Annotated in this window: 17 protein-coding genes; 6 read left to right on the plus strand and 11 right to left on the minus strand. The window is 44.5% G+C overall.

From position 1 onward, the window contains the following. Positions 1-259: 259 nt before the first annotated feature. From OSC7112_RS15400 to OSC7112_RS15425, 6 genes are all read right to left on the minus strand, one after another. Positions 260-793 (minus strand): cofactor assembly of complex C subunit B, encoded by a 534-nt coding sequence (locus OSC7112_RS15400; protein WP_015176771.1) that lies wholly within the window; start codon positions 791-793, stop codon positions 260-262. Positions 794-1,109: 316 nt separating this feature from the next. After that, a complete protein-coding gene (locus OSC7112_RS15405) occupies positions 1,110-1,502 on the minus strand; it encodes a PadR family transcriptional regulator (protein WP_015176772.1) in 393 nt (130 codons plus the stop codon). A 344-nt stretch (positions 1,503-1,846) separates the two neighbouring features. Next, positions 1,847-2,050: a DUF751 family protein gene (locus OSC7112_RS15410; RefSeq protein ID WP_015176773.1), complete on the minus strand. Its 204-nt coding sequence runs from the start codon at positions 2,048-2,050 to the stop codon at positions 1,847-1,849. 836 nt (positions 2,051-2,886) lie between these two features. Continuing rightward, positions 2,887-4,179: a type II restriction enzyme gene (locus OSC7112_RS15415; protein WP_015176774.1), complete on the minus strand. Its 1,293-nt coding sequence runs from the start codon at positions 4,177-4,179 to the stop codon at positions 2,887-2,889. Between the two features lie 2 nt (positions 4,180-4,181). Continuing rightward, on the minus strand, positions 4,182-5,072 hold the full coding sequence (locus OSC7112_RS15420) for a DNA adenine methylase (protein WP_015176775.1): 891 nt from the start codon (positions 5,070-5,072) through the stop codon (positions 4,182-4,184). A 162-nt stretch (positions 5,073-5,234) separates the two neighbouring features. Beyond that, positions 5,235-6,170 carry a metallophosphoesterase family protein gene (locus tag OSC7112_RS15425; RefSeq protein WP_015176776.1) on the minus strand — a complete coding sequence of 312 codons (936 nt, stop codon included), beginning with the start codon at positions 6,168-6,170 and terminating at the stop codon, positions 5,235-5,237. 103 nt (positions 6,171-6,273) lie between these two features. Between OSC7112_RS15425 and OSC7112_RS15430 the strand changes: the two genes are divergently transcribed. The 3 genes from OSC7112_RS15430 (at position 6,274) to OSC7112_RS15435 (ending at position 8,703) form a co-directional block, all read left to right on the plus strand. Then, the gene (locus tag OSC7112_RS15430) at positions 6,274-7,305 is read left to right on the plus strand and encodes a hypothetical protein (protein ID WP_015176777.1); all 1,032 of its coding nucleotides are present in this window, start codon (positions 6,274-6,276) and stop codon (positions 7,303-7,305) included. 308 nt (positions 7,306-7,613) lie between these two features. Then, positions 7,614-7,763, plus strand: coding sequence for a hypothetical protein (locus tag OSC7112_RS39780; RefSeq protein ID WP_015176778.1), 150 nt, complete (start codon positions 7,614-7,616; stop codon positions 7,761-7,763). A 673-nt stretch (positions 7,764-8,436) separates the two neighbouring features. Beyond that, positions 8,437-8,703 (plus strand): hypothetical protein, encoded by a 267-nt coding sequence (locus tag OSC7112_RS15435; protein ID WP_015176779.1) that lies wholly within the window; start codon positions 8,437-8,439, stop codon positions 8,701-8,703. A 31-nt stretch (positions 8,704-8,734) separates the two neighbouring features. Here the strand turns inward: OSC7112_RS15435 and OSC7112_RS41780 are convergent, their stop codons facing one another. Beyond that, positions 8,735-8,857, minus strand: a complete 123-nt coding sequence (locus tag OSC7112_RS41780; protein WP_263053614.1) for a hypothetical protein — start codon at positions 8,855-8,857, stop codon at positions 8,735-8,737. 64 nt (positions 8,858-8,921) lie between these two features. Here OSC7112_RS41780 and OSC7112_RS41010 point away from each other — a divergent pair, with 64 nt between their 5' ends. Then, positions 8,922-14,039, plus strand: a complete 5,118-nt coding sequence (locus OSC7112_RS41010) for a DNA/RNA non-specific endonuclease (protein WP_015176780.1) — start codon at positions 8,922-8,924, stop codon at positions 14,037-14,039. A 146-nt stretch (positions 14,040-14,185) separates the two neighbouring features. On the opposite strand, the gene OSC7112_RS15445 is transcribed toward OSC7112_RS41010, so the two are convergent. Beyond that, a complete protein-coding gene (locus OSC7112_RS15445; RefSeq protein ID WP_015176781.1) occupies positions 14,186-15,127 on the minus strand; it encodes a pentapeptide repeat-containing protein in 942 nt (313 codons plus the stop codon). A gap of 369 nt (positions 15,128-15,496) precedes the next feature. On the opposite strand from OSC7112_RS15445, the gene OSC7112_RS15450 reads away from it, so the two are divergent. Then, entirely contained in the window at positions 15,497-15,997 is a 501-nt protein-coding gene (locus tag OSC7112_RS15450) for a pentapeptide repeat-containing protein (RefSeq protein WP_015176782.1), read from the plus strand. A gap of 457 nt (positions 15,998-16,454) precedes the next feature. On the opposite strand, the gene mrdA is transcribed toward OSC7112_RS15450, so the two are convergent. Continuing rightward, positions 16,455-18,269, minus strand: coding sequence for a penicillin-binding protein 2 (mrdA, locus tag OSC7112_RS15455; RefSeq protein WP_015176783.1), 1,815 nt, complete (start codon positions 18,267-18,269; stop codon positions 16,455-16,457). A gap of 214 nt (positions 18,270-18,483) precedes the next feature. Here mrdA and OSC7112_RS15460 point away from each other — a divergent pair, with 214 nt between their 5' ends. Next, positions 18,484-18,843 carry a phage holin family protein gene (locus OSC7112_RS15460; protein WP_015176784.1) on the plus strand — a complete coding sequence of 120 codons (360 nt, stop codon included), beginning with the start codon at positions 18,484-18,486 and terminating at the stop codon, positions 18,841-18,843. Positions 18,844-19,123: 280 nt separating this feature from the next. Here the strand turns inward: OSC7112_RS15460 and OSC7112_RS15465 are convergent, their stop codons facing one another. Both OSC7112_RS15465 and OSC7112_RS15470 read right to left on the minus strand, forming a co-directional pair. Continuing rightward, positions 19,124-19,798: an N-acetylmannosamine-6-phosphate 2-epimerase gene (locus OSC7112_RS15465; protein WP_015176785.1), complete on the minus strand. Its 675-nt coding sequence runs from the start codon at positions 19,796-19,798 to the stop codon at positions 19,124-19,126. A gap of 286 nt (positions 19,799-20,084) precedes the next feature. Further along, a complete protein-coding gene (locus tag OSC7112_RS15470; protein WP_015176786.1) occupies positions 20,085-22,709 on the minus strand; it encodes a hybrid sensor histidine kinase/response regulator in 2,625 nt (874 codons plus the stop codon). Positions 22,710-22,737 lie beyond the last annotated feature (28 nt).

A 22,737-nucleotide genomic window follows, 5' to 3' on the forward strand; every position in this document is an offset into this window, starting at 1 on the left:
AACTGAATTTATGCGAAAAGTCCTTAGGAATTAGGGTATGGGGAGCCATCGCAACAGGCTCGCTCGCAGCAGCGAGCGATCGCCACAATTGGCACTTTCACGATAATGGTTTTTTTTGACTGTTTTGTCGATCGAACAAGCGGATCAAAAAAACAGCCACGGGTCGATCGACGAGAGAGCCGCTTTTGAGTTATCGGTTTGTCAGCTAGAAGTGTAACTACGGCATCTAGCATATCAAAAAACGTTCCGCGTCAAACTTTTAATCGAGCGGTTTCAAATCTAAAGCTTTTTGCATGGCTGCTAGTTCATCGCGGTGAGCTCTGACAGTAACCAAGCTCTTGGTTTGGCTTCCCGACTCAGCAACTGATTCGAGTTTGAGCGAGACTTGCTCAGAGCGTCCAGCTTTTTTCCAGTAAAATACCCCGGCTAGCGGGGACAGCAGTACCAAAGCTAGGAAAATTTGACCCTGCTGGGGAACTAGCATTCCCAAAACCAGTCCCAAGCACAGAGCGCCGCCGGCACTCAGCAGAGTTAGAAAAATAGCTAGAAACCAACTCGGCCGCACAAAACCCTCAAACGTGACTTTATAGTTGGGGGCATCGACGGATGCAACTCGGTAAGCTCTCTGGGCAAAATACTGTTGTAAGTCGGTTAACAGTGACTCTTGGGCGCTCTCGGAAGCCAGCTTGACTTGTTCGATTCGATCTTTGACTGAAGCCTTGATGAAGAAAAACAAGCCAACAGCCAGCAGTAGCGTCAGCACAAATGTTGAAGGAAGAACAGCAGTATCCATCGGTAGAAGTTTGTGTAATTGAAACGATCTACTCTTACTTTACAGAAATTTACATACGAAAGCGATCGAGGACTTACGCAGACACTTTTTTACCAAGATTCGCAGAAAGCTTCTTCTGCAAGGCGTTTTTCTCTCCATCACCCAATTCCCATATCTCCCCATCGTCGCTAATTCTCAAGTGACAATGCGTAAGTCCTGACGTAGTGTAGCTGCTTTAATCGCTGTGCGGCGGGCGAGCAAAGCGAAGGCAATCGGGCAAATCGCTTTGCAAGTAGCGCCAGCATCTCCAGGGTTTAGGCATCCGATTCCAACTCGGCTAACCTGTGTGACCAGTTTCCAGGGCGCGGGCTCGACGATCTGACGCGCCGTTTCCCTGACCGATGTACTCGTGCCAGAGACGAGCGAGGTCTTGAGCTTGGTGCCGCCACTCAGGGAGGATTTGATACATCCGGCGGGGGCGGCCGCGTCCTTCTACTTTTTTCCAGTAACCGGTGATTACGGCTTCATCTTCGAGGAATTTCAGAGCGCTGTAGAGCACGGTATCAGAAAGTCGGTAGATGGGGAATTCCCTCTCTAGTTGGCCAATCAGTTCTGTACCGTAGGAATCTCCGCGCAATAACACGGAGAGAATGTAACACACAGCTAGTTCCTTGTTTAGATAAACAGGAGGGGGGTCTTGAAAAAATTGATAGATATGTTCAAACTTCATCTTTCTTGTCCGCTGGAAACTCTCGTGATACCGTCAGGTTAACGGGAGAGGAAAGCGGGGCGGGGTGTGCCGCTTCCTAATGATTGAGTGGGACACCGGGGAAACAGAGGTGCAGTATTTCCCCAGTGAATGTTGATAGCCCCAAACGCTTGTCCTGCACTTCGGTAATGTTTGCCTGCCCCTTGGTTGAGGAGCACTGGCGTAACTAGCGCATTTTTTTTCCTCTTCCAATCTATCGCAGCGACTATTGCTAAGTGTGCGATCGCCTGCAAGAGTTGGCAGTTACTTTGGGAGTTAGTGTTTTAACTGAATTTGCCGTTGATGTTTGCGTTCAAGCGCAGGCTTTAAACCGAACTCAGGCCTAACATAGCCCGCAGTGTAAAAGTTAGAAAGACAAAAGTCGCTACAATCGAACTAATCAGGGCGATCGCAGTTGTCGGTCGATCGAGCAGGGGTTTGAGTCGCTCGAACAGGAAAAAGAAAATTCCCAGACATATCGTAATGAAAAAGCGCGGGTAGCGAGAGACGTTATTAATAAAATCTTGCATTGGCTTGGTGGGGTAAAGTGTCACAGCACGGTCTTTGACTGGTAACACTTGTGAGCGAGTTAGACAATTTTGGCACAGCCGGAGCTAAATCTGCCGATCGGGCGATCGGGCATTTTTGCCGTTGAGGCTGACATATATAATTCTAACGAAAACTTTTCGCCGATCGCTCCGGCACTGTCTGTTTAATGCCACGCAACCTCCGGTGACAACTTCAGAAGTATTTATATTGAGTTCTAGTTGTGATAAATATTATCAAAAATTTGGGTTTAAAACCCTGTCCTTCTAGGACAGCTTTAATTTCTTAAAACTTTTTTCAAAAAGTCCGATAAGTTCCGATATCTGGGGTATAGTATAAAAGTCAAGGTCAAATTCCTTTGCCATCGTGAAACAAGACATGAGACACACTTTTAGGCATAAACCGGGGGACGCAGAGCAGCGAAAACTCTTTAAACAGCTAGAGGCTGAATTCAGTAAGTCTTAAACCAGTCAAAACCAACTATTTTTAGGATTGTTAAGTAGGGTAGGGCATACCCAAACTCTAGATAAGTATTCTAGTACGCTTTTGGAGACAGACCCGCTGGGGTGGCTGCGAATCAGGCTCGTTAATTGGTAGGATTCTACGGTTGAAAAGTCGGAGTATTGCCGAAAGGACGCAACACTTAAAGGTTAGTCGCTGAATTAAGAATCCCCGCACCTTAATAGTCGGGGAGTGTCAATTCTAGATAAATGTCTGCTTCCGCACCTTTTCAAGTCTTGCCGCGTCCCTTTCTGAAATGGGCCGGAGGCAAAACTAGGTTGAAGATATTAAAAACCCAGAGAATCACACTATGCGAATTTTAGTCTTTGATTTGGGACAATATCCAAGAAATCCAGCCTTGGACAGTAGACTTACGCCTTTTTATAGTTGTATTATTAATATCTGGACGATTTTCTGAGATTATTTTACATATTGCATCTTCGGGCGGAATTTCTCCCTGTTTAAGGGTTAATTCAAATACTATATAAAAAACTTTTTTTTCTAAAATTTTATTAATCAAATCTAGATATTTTAATTTAGGTCTTTTATGTAAAATTGACCTTCCTTCACTTGTCAAGCGAAAGAGGGGCTTTTTTGTTAGAGAATTTTCATGTTTTTCCATCAGTCCAATATACAGACCAGCATTAGTATAATAGTCAGTTTGCCTGCGGTCAAATTCATAGTTTTCTGTAATATCATCTTTAGTTAAATCTCTTTCTAATAACAATGATAATAAATCTACTACTCTCTCAAATTTATCAGCTTGTGGCAATGGAACATCTGGCTCTGCAATTACTTTAATATTATTGAATACCCGATCGACATCACTCCGTTGTATTTCTTCGGGAGCGATCGTATAATTCTTTTGTGTAATCAGTTGGAGAGAGTTATAATCTTTATCATTGCTAAATTCATAAATAAAAAAACTAAAAATGTCGTTAGAGTATGTCATGAATACTGGAATCACTTTTTTAGTTATTTTTTTTGACCACAATCTGTAAGGATAGTAAAGTTGTCGAATCAAAAAATTCTTAATAAAATATTTTTTAGCTTCTATCAATATAAAATAATTTTCACTTTCAAATCCTGCATCTATTTCACACTGCGAATTTTTAACTTTGATTGAATATGGTTCGTTGGCGAGAGAATTTATAATATTAAAATCAAAGGACTCTGTAGACATTCTCCCAGAAACAGTATAAGCTGTTTTTTCGCCGAATAAATCATCTATAATACCGATATTAAATGCACAGTGCAATGCGGAACTTTCAGAATATAAATTTGTGTAATCTATACTCTCTATCCCGGGAGGAAACTCAAAAGGAATAACTTCAATTTCACTATCATATTTAACTTCAAAGTGTGTATCAAACTTCCCAATAACGTATTTAGAACGAGAAATTGGCAATATGGATAGATGATTGTCTCGAAAGATATCTGGCAAATTAACCGAGTGATCGAACTTTGCCATCAGCCTGCTTTCTCTTTCTTGATTAATTTGACCAGATGCTATTTCAAAAAAAACATTTTTCTCTACCTCTTCTAATATCTTATGCCTTTCAAATAATATTTCCCAAGCTTTGTCATTGGCAGTTTTCTGGCTTTTACTCATATTTATTTATCCTGAATTTCATAATTCAAAACTAATACTTCATCAACCATACCTCTTTTCAAGGCATTTGAGTTGATACTTCTCGTTGCCCTAACTTTTTTAATTTTATCCTGATAATCATTGTACAAATTCATAATAAAATCTGTACAGGAATTACTCAGCATTACCTTGCAACCTCTTTTATTTAAATCGTCAAACACTTTTTTGAGTCGTTTTTGTTGGTCTCTGTTAAAGCCATTGACATCATATCCAGTAAAAGAAGCTGTTTCCGACACAGGATCGTAAGGAGGATCGAAATAAACAAAATCTCCTCTCTTGGCATCTTTTACAGCATCTTCAAAATCCTGATTTAACAGCGTGATATTATTGCTATTTAAGTATTTGTTCACAGCTCTTAAAACAGCGTCATCTAAAAAATTAGGATTTTTATATCTACCAAACGGAACATTAAACTGACCTTGGGAATTAACCCTAAATAAACCATTATAGCAGGTTTTATTTAGATAAATGATTCGTGCTGCTTTTTCCACTTCAGACAAAATTTCATATTTTTTCGTTGAACGATCTAAGTCTCTCATCTCATAATAAGACGTTTCGCTATTGCTATATTTATCCTTGCTTAATTCCTCCATCAGCTCATCTAAGGAGTCTTTGATTACTTGATAGCAGTTAATCAGTTCTTTATTGCTATCATTGATAACAGCTTTTTGGTGTTGTAACTCAAACAAGAGTGCGCCTCCACCTATGAAAGGTTCATAGTATGTATTTTTGCTTGTCAGCTTGGGAACATACTTAACAATTTCTGGCAATAACTGCCTTTTACCTCCTGCCCACTTTAAGAAAGGTCTTACTAACGGATTAATTTTCCCTCTTACTAACGTATCGCTTTTCACTCAGATGCCTCTAACGCTGAACAATTCATTGTACTTGAATTTTTGTTCAAGTCAAGAGGAAAGGGTTATATTGATTCAAGGTGTAAGTCGCAGTTAAATAGATCGACCAAAGCACCTTGACATAAATACCTTCATCTGATATGTCTGGGAAAACAATCTGAATTAAGCCGATCGCACTTCGATCGCTCCCCTGTCAAAAACCCGTTTGTCAGTACCGATAGAACTGACAAACATCCGGTCTTCATAGACATCAAACGTCGCAAAACTCAGCCGACTAGCAGAATACTCCGTCCACTCAGAACGCCCCACCGGACGAGTGCCGCCGCCGGCACCGCAAATTAAATAAGTCGTACCGTTAATCGATCGAGTGCGTTCGTAACTGTGCTCGTGTCCGTTGATATAAAGCTGCACGCCGTACTTTTGAAACAAAGGCGTCAAAGTCTGAATAAAAGATTGACTCACTCCGTAGACGCCAGAGGAATAAATCGGGTGGTGGCCGAACACAACTTTCCAAGGTGCCGTGCTCTGACTCAACTCTTTTTCCAGCCAAGCAAGCTGATTTTCCCAATCCGCATTGTGATTGGTATCTAAAGCAAAAAACTGTACCGGATCGCGCCGAAAAGTATAGTAGCGACCTTGCATATTAAAACCCGCATATTTAACTTGCGGATCGCCGTTAGCAGTGCGGATGTCGTGATTTCCCAGACAAGCATAAAATTTTACACCTTGCTGCAATAACGGCTGATAAGGCCGCTCGAAAACAGCATTAATTTTTTCAATTTCGCCGTTATTGTAGATATTGTCGCCCGCGAGAACAGCAACATTAAAAGGGTTTTCCCGGTGATATTGCGCCATCGCCTCAGCCACAGCATACTGACCTTCTGCGCCCGTACCGGTGTCGGCTACCGAAATAAAGCGTAAAATAGGCGGTGAGGCCGGCAAAGGGACGATCGCCCTTTCTCCCTCAACGTTAGAAGGCACAGCAGCATTGGCGTCTGTACCCCAGGCAGTCCGAAGCTGAAACATTTTCCAGACTCCGACCAAACCTAAGCTGCTGAGACTGCCTAAAATTAGAAAGTGACGGCGTTTGATACTCATTGTGATTCGGTTACAACTAAGTTAAATGATAAATTAAGGCTGAGACGGCTCAACTAAAATTTATCGCTTTTAGATATATTTGCAACGCCCCAAGGCAGAGAAAATGTCAGAAGAACAACTAAACCAGTCAACTCCAGAACCCTCTCAATCTCCGACACCGGAGGTTGACTCGCCTGCAAAGTCTGCCCCCACTGGCAGCAAAACTCAAAATGCCAGCAGCGCGGTTCCAAAAAATCAGAGAATCAAAGCTTTGATTGCCTCGATTGGGAATTTGGGAAAAAAAGAGAAAAAATTAGCAGCCGAACCCCCATTGCAGCCCCAAAAGCCGATCGCGCCCACCGCTTCAGACTCAGCAACAGCAACTCCTCCGGCTGTTGCTGCGGAAGTTAACAGCGTGCCTCCAAAAGTTGCTGTAAAAGTTGAGAAAAAGCCTGTATCCCAACGCCCGGAAGGGAGTTTTTTAGAGAAAGTCGTTGTACTTTGGCAAAGTATTGTACGGCTTGTGCGATCGCTACTGCCACCATCTGCCAACGAGAAGCTGTCCGATCCAATTTTAAACGCCGCATTAGCCGCAATTCTGATCGTTGCAGTCGGTTTAACTTTCAACAGTTTCTCGGCAAAACCGCCGGAGAAAGTAGCAAAAGTGCCTTTGCCAGCAGCGCAGCAGTCGCCGCCAACCTTTGGCGATTTTATGGCATCGGGAACGCCAAAATCGCCAGAGGCGATCGCACCGTCAGCGCCAATCTCTACTAAATTCAAAAGCAAGTTGCCCGATTTAGTGGCGCCGGAAAAACCGCAACCAGTAGAAATTATCCCGCCGCCACCGCTGACGCCCGAACAGTCTCTGATTGCTGCGATTCAAACTCAAGTTACTGACATTAAGAATCGACTGGGCGGCAGTTTAGTTGAGTCAGTTCAAGCTAATTTTTCCAGCAGCATTTTGACGGTAAAAGTCGCTGAAGATTGGTACAAACTCAGCGAAGTTGAGCAAAATCAACTAGCAACGAAGATGTGGAAGGAGGCTAACTCCCTTGATTTCAGCAAGTTAGAAATTGCGAATAGGGAAGGCAAGTTAATAGCTAGAAGTCCGGTTGTTGGTTCGGAAATGATTATTTTAGACAGAGGGATTAATTAGAATTTAAATAGCCTGTATCTGTACACCATCTTACCAGCCTTACAGTCCAGGAAGCAGAACCTAATTATGTAGCGTGAGCCCTGCGTACCTTACGGCTGTTGATTTTTGTGAGTAATCTCAAACTTTTGCAAGCTCCGACAGAATGCTAGCATTAAATCATATCATGTCAGCGGTCACGACCACAATTAAATAGGTTTGTAGTCAGGACTGAAGTTTTCATAAAACTACGAGGAATCAAGTTCTCACTAGAAACCTTAGAACGCTTATTTACCCGACATTAAATTAATAACTTTGAGGAAAATTGAAAAATGACAATTTTAACTCAAGCCGAACAAGTAGAAATTGAATATCCCAGCAGCGACGGAGAGCCAATGGCTGAAAGCGACATCACCCCCGATTACATGACTTACAGCGTAGAAGCTGTCAAGCTTTACTTTCAAGAACGTTCTGATGTTTAGGTGTGAGCTTAAGCTGGCGTGCATCTAATTTGTATAGTAATTTTTATTAAAAGTTTTGTGGGGTGGGCGTCCCGCCCGCCCTAAAAATCTAATTTAGATGCGCGACAGCTTATTTTTTCATTTATTATGAACAAAGGAACAACAGGGAGCATATCATTTTTGGAAAAAGCATTTTTTTTACAGTGCGAACTATTGAATATCTCGCACTATAAAAGCCACAGAGAGATGCTCCCCTTCTTCCGTAATTTCCAGGCAGTAAATTTGAGTAGGCTTGAAATGCGAGCCGACAACAATCTAAGTATTTTTGCTGAGTAACGTACATTGCTTTGATAAAGAATCTGTAAAATTTTAACAATTCAATCACAATTTATCAGTCAAACAAACTAACTAGCGCAGCAACCTTCACCTATGCTCTGCTATTAAGTTGTTGCGGACACTGCCAGTTTTCCAGTAGCCGACGGAAAATATCAGTAATTCCCGTGATTGACTTGCTGCCGAAAATACGGGAACATTATTCTTAATAAAAGCTTGGCAGCTCAATAAAAATCACGCACTAAAAGCTTGATTAAGTCCGAATCCACACATTCTTCTTGAATGAAGGGTGAAGCGCATCAATTAGTTAGTTTGAAACTATCACAAGCAAACAGCTCACTCGCATCTACGGAAATTAAACATGAAAGTTGTTAAAGATTCACCTTTTAACTCTCAAGATCCGTTTCAGAATTTCCTCGCCCCAGAATTCGAGATTGATACCAAAAACTTACTCAATAGTCAAGCTTACGCCAGCAACATCTCAGAACAAACACTCCCTCCAATTCGGGCCGCTGACAACAATAGCGCTGAAGACATCGCCAGCTTTTCCAACTCCCTCAGTTTGAGTCAGAGCTTCCCAACACAGATTTTACCCCCCCCGCAAAAAATAGCGAACTGGATGCTCTGACTGGGGAAATTATAGGCGAAAGGGATCTCGACTACTCAGACAAAGATGCTTTAATCGGCGAAAGACGCGCATCCCAACTCGCACCAACAGCTTCTAATCCCAAAGCACCTCCCATCATCCAAAGTGCCGAACTTAAGTTTACAGACAGCAACAATCAATCTTTTCCCAACAATCAACCCGTTCTCTTCATCACGGGTACTAATGTATTAGTAGATAACTTGAGCGACCCGTTAGGCAGCCGATTCAGCGACTTAACCGTTAAATTTTTCGCAGGCAGACAAGCTTACGAAGGAACAGTTTTGACAGACAAAAGTCGCAAATTGGCAAACAATCAATTTGAAATCGCCGTTCAAGTTCCCAACACCGTACCGTTAGGTGAATCGCGCATCGTCATCAGCCGCAAGCAAAACGAAAAAGTTAGCCCAAATCCCTCAGAACCAGCCACAGAAGTTAAATACGATAGCAATCCTTACCGAATAGAAAACAATACAGAATACATCTTTGCCGCGCAGTGGACAACAGATAAAATCGCAATTATTAACGGTGCAAATCCCGAATCAGTCGTCACAGCTACTAATAGCAGCGACTTGTCGATTGCCAGCGTTTCTGTAGGCACGGATGATATACTCGATCGACCGCGAGAACTAACTGTAACCAGTGACGGCAGCCGTGCTTATGTAGCGATGGATCGTTCCGGGCGCGTTGCTGTGGTCGATCCGATGACGCGGCAACAGATAGACACTCAGCCGAATACTGCTGGTATTAACCCGATAAATTTGCCCAGCGGTGCAGAACCTCGATCGATAGTCATAGACCCCCGCGACCAATACGCCTACATCGCTGACGGAAAAATCGGCAGCAACTCCATCTACGTTCTCGATATCAACCCGTTTTCACCAACCTATCACCAAGTCACCGAAACCATCCCAGTCGGTACAGCCCCAAGCGGTTTGCGACAAATAGCCATTAGCAGCGACAGCAAAAAGCTATTTGTTACTGCACCAAACGGCTCGAACAGCAAAATTTATGCTGTTAACATCGACCCCAAAGACCGACCCAGCGACCCCAGTCAGAACCCCAAAAAGTGGAATCAATTAATCGGAAGTATCACAGCCGATGAAGGAGTAGAAGGAATAGCCAGCACCGTCAATCCCTTAGCCATGACCTTTACGAACAGCGGCAAAGATAGCAACGGATTTGGGGTACTGGACATTACTAATAATGACCCGGTGAGTTTTGCTGCTACCACCCGATATGCAAGTTTAGGGCTGGGTTTTGCTAGCGATTATTTTGATGTAAATGAGGGAGTCGCGGTAACGGTACTGCCGGATGCCAGTTATGCCTTTGTTGTCGGCCGCAATTCCGACACGAAATTCTTCGGTCAAGAACTACCCAGCGTAGATGGAGACCCGCGGGCCGGCAGCAACATCGGCATTATTAAAGACCCGCTAACAAATCCGCAATTAGTAGCGGGAACAAGACCAATTCCAGATGGATTCGCTACAGATTTAGCGCTTTCAAGTGATAGCAAGTACCTTTACGCTTCCTATCCAAATTTAAGCGGTGCTGGCGGCAAAGTTTATGTTTTTGATGTGGAGGAATTTGTCAAAACGCTGACCAACCCCAGTCAATTCCAAGTAGATGCCAAAGGTCGGGGTGTCGGGCTGCCGTTGTTTGACAGCGCTACGGCCCGAAATGCTACGGTTGCGGACTTGTCGGCGATACCAATTGACAATATTAATCCGGCAGTTAGTATTGCTGCTGATTTTCAGATTCTGACCGACGCGAACAATCAATATACTTACGGCGTGCCGCCTGGTAGCAAGCGAGCTCCCGTTTCTGTGACTAACCCTCGCGGTTTGGCGGCGACACCGCTGGATTGGCTGGATTTAACTGGGCCAGGTGAGAATACAATAAATGACTTGACTCCGACTTTTGAGTGGAATTTCGACATTCCTGATTCGCAAATACGCGAAGTTAATTTGTTTGTAAGTACCTTCCCAGAAGGTGAGGGTCTGTTGCCTTGGGACCAAGTTGTCAATTTATCTGAAGCGCTGCCCGATTCCGGCTTAACTCAAGAGGAAAAAAGACAATTTTTGAGTTCTCCGTGGCAAGAGTTTGATGACTTTAATCCGAACCGCATTCTCACAGCAACTTGGAAGCCTTCTGGTGAGTGGGTTTGGAATGGAGGTAACAGGTTTGGAGATAACAACAATTTTACCCTCGATCCAGACCGGACTCTCACAGCAGGTCAAACCTATTATTGGGCTGTCGAAGCAATAAACACTGAGGGAGAGCGCAATCTTGATTTTGGGGAGTTTAATACCCAACTAGAAAGCGGTTTTTCTCCGTTCACAAGCGTCACTGTTCTCACTCACGGTTTTACACCTCCGATAGTTGCAGAAGCAGTAATTCCCCCTAATTTTTTTGACATCGCAAACAACATCGCGGATGCAGGGGGTGGGGGTTTGATTCTTCGTTACGATAAGGGCACAGGTTTCTGGGTTCCTGTCGATAAATATGGGGCTGTCATGCCAGACTTCCCCGCAGGTCAAAATCCAGAAACCACAACAAATTACCTCGAACAATTAGCTACTTACATATCTGACAATTACAGCGACAAATCTTTAGTGCTTCTGCCTGATTGGGCTCAAAACAACGAATCAAGCGTGCCTGATTCTGGTTTTACAGAAGGTGCAGCAGATGCTTTCTACACCTCGCTGGTGCAGTTAGACCAAGCTTTGGGCGGAACCATTGGAGGACTCGATTCTCAAGGGAGACCGCGCTTTTACGACAGCGAAGGGAAACTGATTCGAGAGCAGGGTGACTTGTTCGACTCTCCCATGCACTTTATTGGCTTCAGTCGCGGAACAGTTGTTAATAGTGAAATTGTGCAGCGCTTGCTGACAGCATTCCCCAATGCAGGCGGAACAAATCAATTCGGCCGCGATTTTCAAGTTACGACAATCGACCCCCACGACTTCGATCAGGAGAGTCTTTCGCTGGTGGGGATTGGAGGGTTTAGGAACTTCTACGAACCCAAGGTGCAGACTTGGGAAGGCATTACATTTGCCGATAATTACTACCAAACTACAGCCGATCCGAGTGGTTTGGGGTCGTTTACTCCGAACGGTCGAAATATTCCTAACCTTTTACCACCAGAAGATACTAGCAATCAACCCGGACTCAAATTTCCGAAGGATGAAGATGGCAATCTCCTCGGTGTCCCCGATGTAGTCGAATTTCTGGGAACTCGTTCTGGGGAAACGGGCTATGCTGAGAGTCGGGCGGGCTTCACCCGACAAACCGATGCTATTCCAATAATTGGGGGCGGTTTGGGCGCTACTCACGGACGAGTTCTCAATTGGTATTCCGGCAGTGCGAATCTGGGTTTAACGGATTCGCAACCCAGCTATGCGGTGGATTGGCTCAAAGATCCAGTTTACCGCCGCCGCAGTGATGGAGCTTACGAGGTGTTGTTCGATGCCAATTTCTACGATACTAATCCCAACCGTGTCAACCCTTGGTACACCCCAAATCATACAGACGCAAACTTTGTCCAAGGTAGCGCTGAGGCTCCTTGGGAAGGGATTGGGACTGGATGGTTTTATTCTATAAATGGTGGCGGTGAACGTTTGCGGCCAGAAATGCAGCCGCGAGTGCCGCTAAGTTTTGACAATACTTACAGTGCCAGAATGCGCGGTGATGATACTGTTCCCACTCTGTTCAACGGCAATTTTGATGCTGTTACCGATCCGTTTGGGGGGAATTTGAGCCAGGTTCGCAGAACTATTTCTAACGCGCTACCTGGGTGGTCATTCCACAACGGTCAACAAAATCCCAATATTGATTTGGTTCAAAATTTGGAGGACGTAAAGTCCATTAAAGGAAAAAGCGAAACAGACTATGCCTTTAAACTAGGAGCCAACGGAGTCAAAGAAATTGTTCACAATCGGTTTGTTGTTCCTGACTGGGGAAATTTACGCTTTGATGTTCATGCTCCTGTCAAAAAAGGAAACCTGAACGTCACGTTGGAAACGACAACAGGTACAGAGATCGCAAAAACCACAATAGACCTTAAAAGCAATTTGCAAAAACTCCCTTTCAACCGCAACGAAAATGTCAATACCCCAGCAAATCTCGATCGGGCGACTAATATCTACTTAGGTAATGCTAATAAGATTGGATTTGGTCGAGAAGGTTTTGAAACTTTCCAGCTTAACTTGCAAACTCCTGATGAAGTGACACAACTTTACCGAGGTCAACCAGCTACTTTGAAGTTTGAATTAGAAGGAGGAGACCATGTTTTCCTAGATAATGTCTTCTTTAAGAGCGACCACCTGAGATTGGGAAATCCAACTGAAGCAAGATGGGATATTAAAGCCCCGGATCAAAATTTATATCAAACCAATTTGTTGCTTGAAAAACCGCAGTATTCCTCATCTTATAATGCCGTTACTGGGCTTCCTAACTGGGTAAGTTGGAAAGTTGACAGCTCTTGGAGAAATCGAGTTGAGGAAAGAACAAATACTCCATTCATAACCGATCCAGGCTTGCCTGGTAGTCCTCAAGTTCCGAGCTGGCCTAGAATTGATGGGATAATGTATACAGGAACGGGTTTGGATAGAGGTCATCTTATCCCTAACCAAGATAGAAACAGAAATGAGAAAGATGCTCAGGCTACCTACCTAAGCACAAACTTAATCCCGCAAGCGCTCGACAATAACCGACTTTTTCCCAATAACAGAGGTAGATTAGACCCAGATATTTCGCCTGCATGGTCTAGAATTGAATCAAAATTAGTTGAGCAGCTAATCTTTGATTACAACAAAAAACTTGATATTACTGCTGGTGTTTTTGATACTAAAGAACAGAATTGGTCTATCCAGCCAAAAACTAGAGCACCTGAATTACTTACGGAAGCGCCCAATCAAGGAAATACAGATCCTACAAATTTAGAAGCTAACGGAATTCGCATTCCTGGGTGGACTTGGAAAACAATCTTAGTTTCCAATCAATCAAGTCTTGGGGTACAAGATGTTCTTGGCAGTTACACGTACATTACGCCCAACATACCAGAACCTTACACGGATTGGAGCGGGAAACCAGCAGTCCCCAATCCACTTAATCAACTCTTAGGGGAAAACCGCGAGCCTATAACAAGTGCCGAACAATGGCGAAGACCAAATACCTGGAAGATTTCTATTAATCAGCTTGAAAATCTTCTGAATACTCAGGGTTCTGACACGGTTTTTAACTTTTTGTCAAATCTTCCTGAAGATGTTCGCAATCGAATTAAACAACAGAGCGATTTCTCGTTTCCACCACCTCCCTAAGTCCGACTTGCTCAGGATTTACGCAGAACTATTATGAAATAGGTTGGGGAGATATCTAAATGTTCAAAACATTACAATTTTCTCAATGCTCTGCGTAAGTCCTGTTTTTTGAAACAGATGTAATCCCTACGACTAATTATTACAATTTAAAATTCACCCTCCCTAATCTCACCACGCCAGTGGTAAGTAGCACTCGTTGGACCAGGGATAAATTCTCCATCTGTCCAAGTAGTCTGGTAAAAGAATACATCTCCTTGGAGACCACCAGAAAGACAATTTTTAGCTCCCGAAAAGTTGCTTCCTATGAATTGAGAATAACTCATGTCAACTCCTGATAAATTAGCCTCTCTCAAATCGCAATAAAAAAAATAGACACCCAACCAATCTTCATCCCGACTAAATCGAGCATTTCTGAAATCGGAAAATATAGCCATTCCCAAGCCAACATTTTCCAAACAAGCACAACTAAAGTTGACATAGCTTAAGCGAGAACGACTCAGGTCAATATCACGCAAGTCAGCACCGCTCAAATCTACACGATGCAATATTTTATCCTGAAAATTTCGCTCGCCCTCGCCATAGCGCCGGAGCAATTCTTCAGCAGACAACGTTCTGTTTAAATCATTTTGAATCCTGCCGTCAGGCATAGTCACTTGATGAAAAATAGTCTGCTCTGTTGTTTTAATATCGGTCAAATTGGCATCAGTCAAATTAGTGTCAATCAGCACAGCACCCGTCAAGTCGGCACCCGTCAAGTCGGCACCTGTTAAGTCGGCACCCGTCAAGTCAACATTAACCAATTTAGCATTCCTGAGATTGGCATTACTCAATTTTGCCTTAATCAGTAAGGATTGATCCAGCCATACTCTTTCTAAGTTAGCATGGCTCAAGTTAGAATTAATTAAATTAGCCCCCCCCAAACTAGCGTCTTCCAGATTAGCACCGCTCAAGTTGATATCAACCAGGAAAAACTCGGAAAAATGAAATTTTTTCAGATCGAAACCCGAAAAATTTCTTTCTCCAGCTATATACCGTCTCCGTAATTCTCGCAGGTCGTAGATTCTCGTTGACTCTTTTTCGTCCACCACGGTTTTTTTTTCATATAAAATATTAGTTAATTTTAGCAGAACTATTATGAAATAGGTAGGGACTTATCTAAATATTCAACACATTACAGTTCCTTTAACTATTCCTCATATCAAACCCGGAAAGATTAACCACAGTACCGAGAGAACAACCACGGGGGGTTTGCCCCTACTGAACTATGTGCATTTAACCGGATTTGATATCACCCTCCACTTGCTAGCTTGATTTTGTGGGCGGTTGAGGGGAACTTCAGTCTAGATAAGTGCCACAAAAGCAAGAATCCGGTGTCTTTCCAGAGCCTATCAAGTGTCAACATCGGACTAATAGTTTATCTTATTCTTGAGTAATGGAGATTTAGGAGAAGACGACCTATGAAAGGATCGCTATTTACTGAAATGAGTGCCTCTGAATTGCTCGAACGTTATGCTGCTGGCGAGCGAAACTTTGCTGGGATTCGTGTTAGTGCGTTCATATATCTCGAAGGAGCAATCTTGAGCGATGCCGATTTTTCCGGGGCTGTTCTGCAGGGTTCGATGATTGGAACTGACTTCTCTCGAAGTTACCTGATTGGAGCCGAATTGGCTGAAGTGTCTCTGGAGAACGCCATCCTGCAACATACCCGCTTGGATGGAGCTACCCTCGCTCAATCGATCCTCGATCGAGCTGACTTGACTCATGCTTGTTTGGTACGTGCCGAGTTGGATGAAACCCTGGTGGAGAAGACCAACTTCTATCGCTCTAATTTGTTCGGTGCTTCCGGTGTAGACATCGAATACTGGCTGGAACAAGAATGTATTTTCTGCCACACTATTATGCCCGATGGCAGTGAGAGGAATGATGGGTGCCAACGTCTAGGTATTTGTGTCTATTAATTCACTTGGAGCCGCTGTTACAGCGGCTCGTGAACTTTCTTTATATTATTAAATCAAACAACGTAGGCGGGAAAACTTGCTAGGCATACCAGGCTCTTGACTTTTAAGAAAATTGAACTAATCTTCATCTTCATTAATACTGCATTTACTAAAGAGCAATATTAGCCGATCGCCCTTTTACCGCCTTTTACCCCTTTGAAGACTTACAAGGAAGAAAACCTGGGACGACTGGCAGCGGAGTCAACATTGCGCGCACTCGTAACTCAACTCTTAAATTCTGGAACGAGTCTGGAACAGGTGGCACAAATGATGAATTTATCGACCTTGGAAGTGAGACGATTGGTAGGGGAAAACTTTTGAGCGATCGCACTTTTCCAAGATATCTTGGAAAAGTGCGATCGATGTATGGCACAAAATTTGAACAGTCAACAGTCAAGACTCAACAATTAGCTAAGGACTAGAGAGGCTTATTAGTAGGTTTAAAACCCTGCTTTTGAAAATAGGTTCTAAATACCTCTTGAGCAATTGGTGCCGCCGATACAGCACCATATCCTCCGCCTTCAACGATAACTGCGATCGCAACTTCGGGTTTGTCAGCGGGAGCAAAACCCACATACATAGAATTGTCAGGATGACCGGGCATTTCCACCGTCCCAGTTTTGCCAGCACTTAAAGGAATAGTACCGTCATTCATGGCGCGGCCTGTACCTTTTTTCACCACGTCAATCAATCCTTGTTTAACGACATTTAAAGTTGCAGGCTTAATACCTGTTGAAATTTTTTTAGTAACAGGCGTATTGGTTTGAGAAGCCAATAAATGCGGCTGCACTCGCCAACCGCCATTGGCAATAGTTGACACCATCACGGCCAATTCTAAGGGAGTACAAAGTACCAAACCCTGACCGATCGCCATTGTTACCGTATCCCCAACGTACCAATCTTCCCCATACATTTTCTGTTTCTCTGCTGGGATCGGAACTTGACCGTGATTGGCGCCGTCTATCCCCAAAAGGTCTAAATTAATAGTACCGCCAATGCCCATTTTTTTAGCCCATTTCGCCATTTGTTCGGGGCCAGCAGCCATCCCTACTTGATAGAAAAACGTATTGCTGCTGTAGGCTAAAGCATCCCGGAAACCGATAAGGCCGTAACCGGCGCCGTGTTCGTTAAAGGAAATTCCGCCGATATTAATTGAAGCAGAACTTACCAAAGTCGAGTCAGGAGAAAACTTGCCCGACTCCATCCCCGCTACAGAAGTGACAATTTTAAAAGTGCTGCCGACTGGATAACCTTGAACTGCCCGATTTAAAAATGGTTTGTCTGGCCCTTGCAGTCGATCCCATTCTTGTTGAGTCACCTTGCGGGTGAAAATATTGGGATCGAATGTCGGCCAACTAGCCATTGTTAAAAGAGCTCCGGTTTTCACGTCGATCGCCACAACTGCACCCAGGCGATTGCCCAAAGCTTTTTCCGCAGTTTTCTGCATATCTAAATCTAAAGTTAGCTGCACCGGTTTGCCGGGAATAGGGTCTTTTACACCTAAATCTTGGATTTCTTCGCCCTTAGCATTTACCTCGATTAAACGGTTTCCCCAAACGCCCTCTAAAGTTGAATTGGCTAATTTTTCCACTCCCATTTGACCGACGATCATCCCCATCGGATATCCAGGATTAGCTTTTAATTCCTCTAAAGTAGCTTCGCCGACGTATCCCAAAAGGTGAGCTGCTAATTGCTGGTTGGGATTGTCTCGGCTCGATTCTACGCGAATTTCAACTCCCCGCAAAGCATTACTTTGTTCTCCCAAAGCGACGAAAGTACCGACATCGATATCCTTACTAATTCGCACTGGTAGGGCCGATCTGTAGCCTGCTGCATCGATTTTTTTGATAATTTCGGCGGCGGGAAGTTTGACGATCGGGCCCAGTGTAGCGGCGATCTCTTGCCACTCCTTGGCCGATCGCTCTTTTGGCCACACATAGACCGATCGAGATACGCGGTTGGCCGCAAAAATTTTGCCGTTGCGGTCTAAAATTTGACCGCGATTCGCTGCGACTGAAACAGGGCGAATGCGGTTATTTTCCGCCCGCTGTCGGTTGTAGGCTCCCTGTACCAGTTGCAGTTCGGCTAGACGAAATATCGGCAGCGTCACCAAGGTAGTGACTAGCAGCATAAAAATCATAACTTGGAGCGATCGGCTGCGTTGCCGTGAAGCATTGTCCAAGGCATTTTTGTCGAATCGGACTTGAGAGTTAAAAGAAAAATCGCCAGCCATATTAATTAATCTGCTCTTTTTATTCAACTAACAGGTTGATACGGTTCCCATCCGGATTATTTTGCCGATGATACAGCGATTGTAACTTCTCACTCTTTAGTGACAGACATAAATTCTGCCCGTTGGCAGACGAATCAGCCGGATTGTTTGATTAAGGTAGATGTTAAATATCAGGTTTTTTTGACAATTCAACTGTTAAGGAGGTACGAGCGCTGTGGAACCGATCGATTTTTTGATTGCTTGGCTGGTGACGGGTAGCAGCTTGCTACTGATTTCTCAACTGCCGATCGGCGTAGAAATTGACAGCACACCGAAAGCAGTAATTTCCGCTGCGGTTTTGGGAATGTTGAATGTTTTAATTTTGCCAATTCTGAAAGCAGTTTTTTTCGTGCCGAACTTGCTGACGCTGGGGTTGCTTTCCGGCGTGTTTGCTTTTGTAATGAACGTGATTGTTTTTGCCTCGGCTGCGAAGCTAGTTGAAGGATTTAGTTTGCGGATGGGCATTTGGAGCGCGGTATTGGGGGCGATCGCCTTGGCTGTAGTTAGCAGCTTGATCGACGGCGTACTGATTTAGCAACTTCTCCCGATCGAGGGCGATAGAAATCGCCCGATATTTCCCACCCTTAGCTAGCGCGTTTCCTGGGCCTACAAGCGATTTCAATCGCCGAATATTTCTTCTCCCTTCTTCCTTCTCCCTTCAATCCGTTACATCCGTTACATCCGTTACATCCGTTACATCCGTTGCCGAACTGCCTTCAATCCGTTACATCCGTTACATCCGTTAAACAATCCGTTGCCGAACTGCCTTCAATCCGTTACATCCGTTACATCCGTTAAACAATCCGTTGCCGAACTTACTTTCCCATCACCGATTTATAGGCTGTCACCTTAAGATCGATCCCAGTAATATCTGCGCCGACAACCACAGCCGCAGCTCCTAAATCTAATGCTTTTTTAGCCATTTCCGGCCCCGATATCCCGCCTTCGCAGATAACCGGAACCTTAAGCTTTTCTACCATTTCCGCAAGCAAATCAAATCCCGGCGGCGATAAATTTTCCGTCTGAGCAGTGTAGCCAAAAAGAGTAGTTGCTACAGTATCTGCACCAGCTTCCGTTGCCGCGATCGCAGCTTCTATTGTATCTACATCCGCCATCACTAATTTGCCCAATTCACTGTGAATTCGCCCGATTAATGTCTTTAACTCTTCGCCAGCAGGACGGTTTCTCTCAGTAGCATCAACGGCGATAATATCGGCTCCAGAAGCGGCGATCGCCCGCGCGTCTTCAAACCGAGGAGTAATGTAAATCTCGCATCCCGGCAATTGCTGCTTCCAAATCCCAATTATGGGAGCGGATATCTGTTTTCGCACCGCCCCAATGTGAGCCGGAGTGTCAATCCGCACGCCCGATGCACCTCGATTGATGGCGGTTCGAGCCATTGCCGCAATTACGATCGGATCGTGCAGCGGCGAATCAGCAGGTGCTTGACAAGAAACAATTAATCCTGTAGGAATTTGACAATTAATCATGGGGAATTGCGGATGGGGAATTGGTAATTGGGAATTACAAATTATACCAGTTCAAAAAAAGAATGTAACTGTAGACCATATCCCAACCCATATCCAATGAGTCAATCGATTTGAGATTTTAGATTTTAGATTTTAGAGGCGACCCCACGGATAAATGCTCTTTCTTGAGGATTTTCTATTTTCGATTTTGGATTGATTCCAGGGATAAATCGCGTGGCGGGTACCACCTTTGAAATTCGTGGTCATTCCCCAATCTAAAATCTAAAATCTAAAATCTAAAATTGTATTACCCATTACCCATCCCAGCCATTAAAGAAATAATTTTGTCCAGCAATTGCTCGGGATGAATCGGTTTAGCCAAACAATCGTTAGCTCCCGCCGTCACAAAAGATATCTGATCTGCCGGAATTTTATCAGCGCTTAAAGCTAGAATCTTGATATTTTCAGTAGCTGGTTTTTGGCGCAGTTGGTGAATTATTTCGCAGCCATTCATACCGGGCAAACGCATATCGACAACCACAGCATTCGGCTGCAAAAGTTCAATTTGTTCCACCGCCGCCGAACCTTCAATCATCCACACCACTTGCAGTCCTGCGGCTGTCAGGATATCGCAAATCAGCATGGCAGTTTCTTCATCTTCTTCGACGAGTACGAGACTGCCCCGCAAGGAGGAAGAATGCAGCGGTAAAGATGAATTGGATTTTTCATAGGTCAATTTTGTGGATTCATCTTTGGTTAGAGTTTGGATGGGTATAAAAACGGTAAAAGTAGAGCCGACATCAACTGTAGAGTTAACTTCGATCGCGCCGCCGTGAAGCTCTACTAACTGTTTAGTTAAAGCCAATCCCAGACCGGTGCCGCCGTATTCGCGGCAGTAGGGGGAATCCAACTGCTGGAATTTTTGAAACAAAAGCGATCGCTGATTTTCGGGAATTCCAATGCCGGTATCTTTGATTTGAAAAACAGCGGTACTGCCAGCAGGTGCAGTACCGGGCTGTCGCAATGCCGGCGTTCGATTTTTATCTTCTGTCACCCAAACTCGCAGGATGACTCGCCCGCCTTTGGGAGTAAACTTAATCGCATTTCCTAAAAGATTGAAGAGAATTTGTCTCAAGCGGCGCGGGTCAGCGATGAAGCGATCGCACTCTTGTTTTATCCGCTGTTCTTGCAGCAGTTTCACGCCTTTAGCCGCAGCTTTTTCTTTGAGGGCGTGCAGGCTCTGAGAAGCTAATTTAGAAAGTGAAAATTCACTAATTTTTAATACTGCTTTTCCAGCTTCTACTTGCGATAAATCTAGAATATCGTTAATTAATTCTAATAAGTGGTCGCCGCTGTCTCGGATAGTTTGCAGGTACTGCCGCTGCTTTTGCACTGGCACTTCTTTACTGCCAACTTTGCCGTAAGACCACCGCAGCAGCGTGTCGGAAATGCCGATGACGCAGGTGAGAGGAGTCCGCAATTCGTGGCTCATAGCTGCCAAAAATTCGCTCTTGGCGAGGCTGGCAGACTGGGCGGCGACCAGTGCATCGCGCAGTTCTTGCGTGCGCTCTATTACGCGCTGTTCTGAGGTGCGCTTTTGCTGCTGCACTTGTGCATAAAGTTCGGCTTGGTAAATGGCGATCGCCAAATGTTCTGCTATTTGTCGCAAAAATGTTTTTTTGCTTTCTTCCCACTCCCGAAAAGTACACTGGTGGGCAATTAGCAGCCCCCACAAGTCGTCTTGAACTACGATCGGCACTAGCAACTTCGCCCGCACCTTCGCCCGCCGCATCAACTCTAAAAAACAAGGGTGCGAAGAGTAAGTTGTTTCCACATCCGCGACGCACAAAGCAAAACCTTTGCGATATTTCTCTCGGTCAATGACTCCATAGGTAAAACACTGCGCGCCATCACTAAAATTCAGTACAGACGAGATAGCATCGTTGGCTAAAGCTTCGTAGGTAACGCGACCTAAATACAAGTAAGACCCGGATTTTTCTTGGATTTCGCCAGACCCAGAAACCGCAGCAGGTATTTCTTTAGCTAACTCGCCCTTGTGCGGGGCTGGCACTTTTTCAAATTGATAAATTAACAGGCGATCGACCTCCAAAAACTCTCGCACTCGCTCGACTGCTTTTGACAAAATTACAGGCAATTCCAAACTCTGGCGGATTTGAGTTGTCACCTGATTCAAAAGTCGCTCTTGTTCTAGCTGCTGCTGCAAAGCATCTTCTACTGGCTGACAAAATGAAATGCAGGGACTGGCAATTTGTAATTGATTGACGGCTTCGGCAATCTGGCTCTGTAGCATTTCTGGATCTATAACTTTGGGCGCGGATGTTCCCTCTATTTCTGTTTGGCTGTGTAGGGGCAGGCGATTATTTGGGCTGGGATTGGCAGCGAGAATATCCAGCAAATTTAGGGTGAATTCGCTTTGAAGAACTGCCGAGTTGGGCTGTATATTTTTAATTGCTTGTTTGAGGGCGCGAATGTCAATTTGCCACGAGGGTGCGGGCTTTATTTCTGCGAGTTTGTCGGCGAGGGGAGACAGGAAATTGGCGATCGCCCCGGGGTCGAAAGTCAACTGCACATTCAATTGCGAATGGAGATTTTTTTCGCTGTGCTTGTGTCCGTTTGTTGCGAACTCATCTAATAGATTGCCCCGCAGCAGCGCGCTAAAATGCTCTGATACCACTGCTGCAAACCTGTCCGACGAATTTTCCAGATTTTGACAATCAGCGATCGCATCCTCGGTCAGCCAAATCGCCCCTGGGATTTCAGCCATTTGCTGTAACAACTGGTAAGCAGCCTCAAAGGTTGCTAGCGGCAAAGTCCGATTTAAGGTTTTTGGTTTCAATCTAGATATTTTCCCGGTTGTTTTAAAGAACAAAATATGAATGCCCCTGTTGTGAGGACGGAACCCGGCGCACATCAGGCGCGGCCGATCCAACAGACTTGAG

Source organism: Oscillatoria nigro-viridis PCC 7112, from assembly GCF_000317475.1.
Lineage (GTDB): Bacteria > Cyanobacteriota > Cyanobacteriia > Cyanobacteriales > Microcoleaceae > Microcoleus > Microcoleus nigroviridis.

What these genes read in the sequence shown, in the direction of transcription:
- OSC7112_RS15425 (WP_015176776.1), bottom strand. Translation starts at nt 6,170, where the DNA reads ATGAGTATCAAACGCCGTCACTTTCTAATTTTAGGCAGTCTCAGCAGC.
- OSC7112_RS15465 (WP_015176785.1), bottom strand. Translation starts at nt 19,798, where the DNA reads ATGATTAATTGTCAAATTCCTACAGGATTAATTGTTTCTTGTCAAGCA.
- OSC7112_RS15415 (WP_015176774.1), bottom strand. Translation starts at nt 4,179, where the DNA reads ATGAGTAAAAGCCAGAAAACTGCCAATGACAAAGCTTGGGAAATATTA.
- OSC7112_RS15400 (WP_015176771.1), bottom strand. Translation starts at nt 793, where the DNA reads ATGGATACTGCTGTTCTTCCTTCAACATTTGTGCTGACGCTACTGCTG.
- OSC7112_RS15435 (WP_015176779.1), top strand. Translation starts at nt 8,437, where the DNA reads ATGAAAGTTGTTAAAGATTCACCTTTTAACTCTCAAGATCCGTTTCAG.
- OSC7112_RS15405 (WP_015176772.1), bottom strand. Translation starts at nt 1,502, where the DNA reads ATGAAGTTTGAACATATCTATCAATTTTTTCAAGACCCCCCTCCTGTT.
- OSC7112_RS15430 (WP_015176777.1), top strand. Translation starts at nt 6,274, where the DNA reads ATGTCAGAAGAACAACTAAACCAGTCAACTCCAGAACCCTCTCAATCT.
- OSC7112_RS15410 (WP_015176773.1), bottom strand. Translation starts at nt 2,050, where the DNA reads ATGCAAGATTTTATTAATAACGTCTCTCGCTACCCGCGCTTTTTCATT.
- OSC7112_RS15470 (WP_015176786.1), bottom strand. Translation starts at nt 22,709, where the DNA reads ATGTGCGCCGGGTTCCGTCCTCACAACAGGGGCATTCATATTTTGTTC.
- OSC7112_RS15450 (WP_015176782.1), top strand. Translation starts at nt 15,497, where the DNA reads ATGAAAGGATCGCTATTTACTGAAATGAGTGCCTCTGAATTGCTCGAA.
- OSC7112_RS39780 (WP_015176778.1), top strand. Translation starts at nt 7,614, where the DNA reads ATGACAATTTTAACTCAAGCCGAACAAGTAGAAATTGAATATCCCAGC.
- mrdA (WP_015176783.1), bottom strand. Translation starts at nt 18,269, where the DNA reads ATGGCTGGCGATTTTTCTTTTAACTCTCAAGTCCGATTCGACAAAAAT.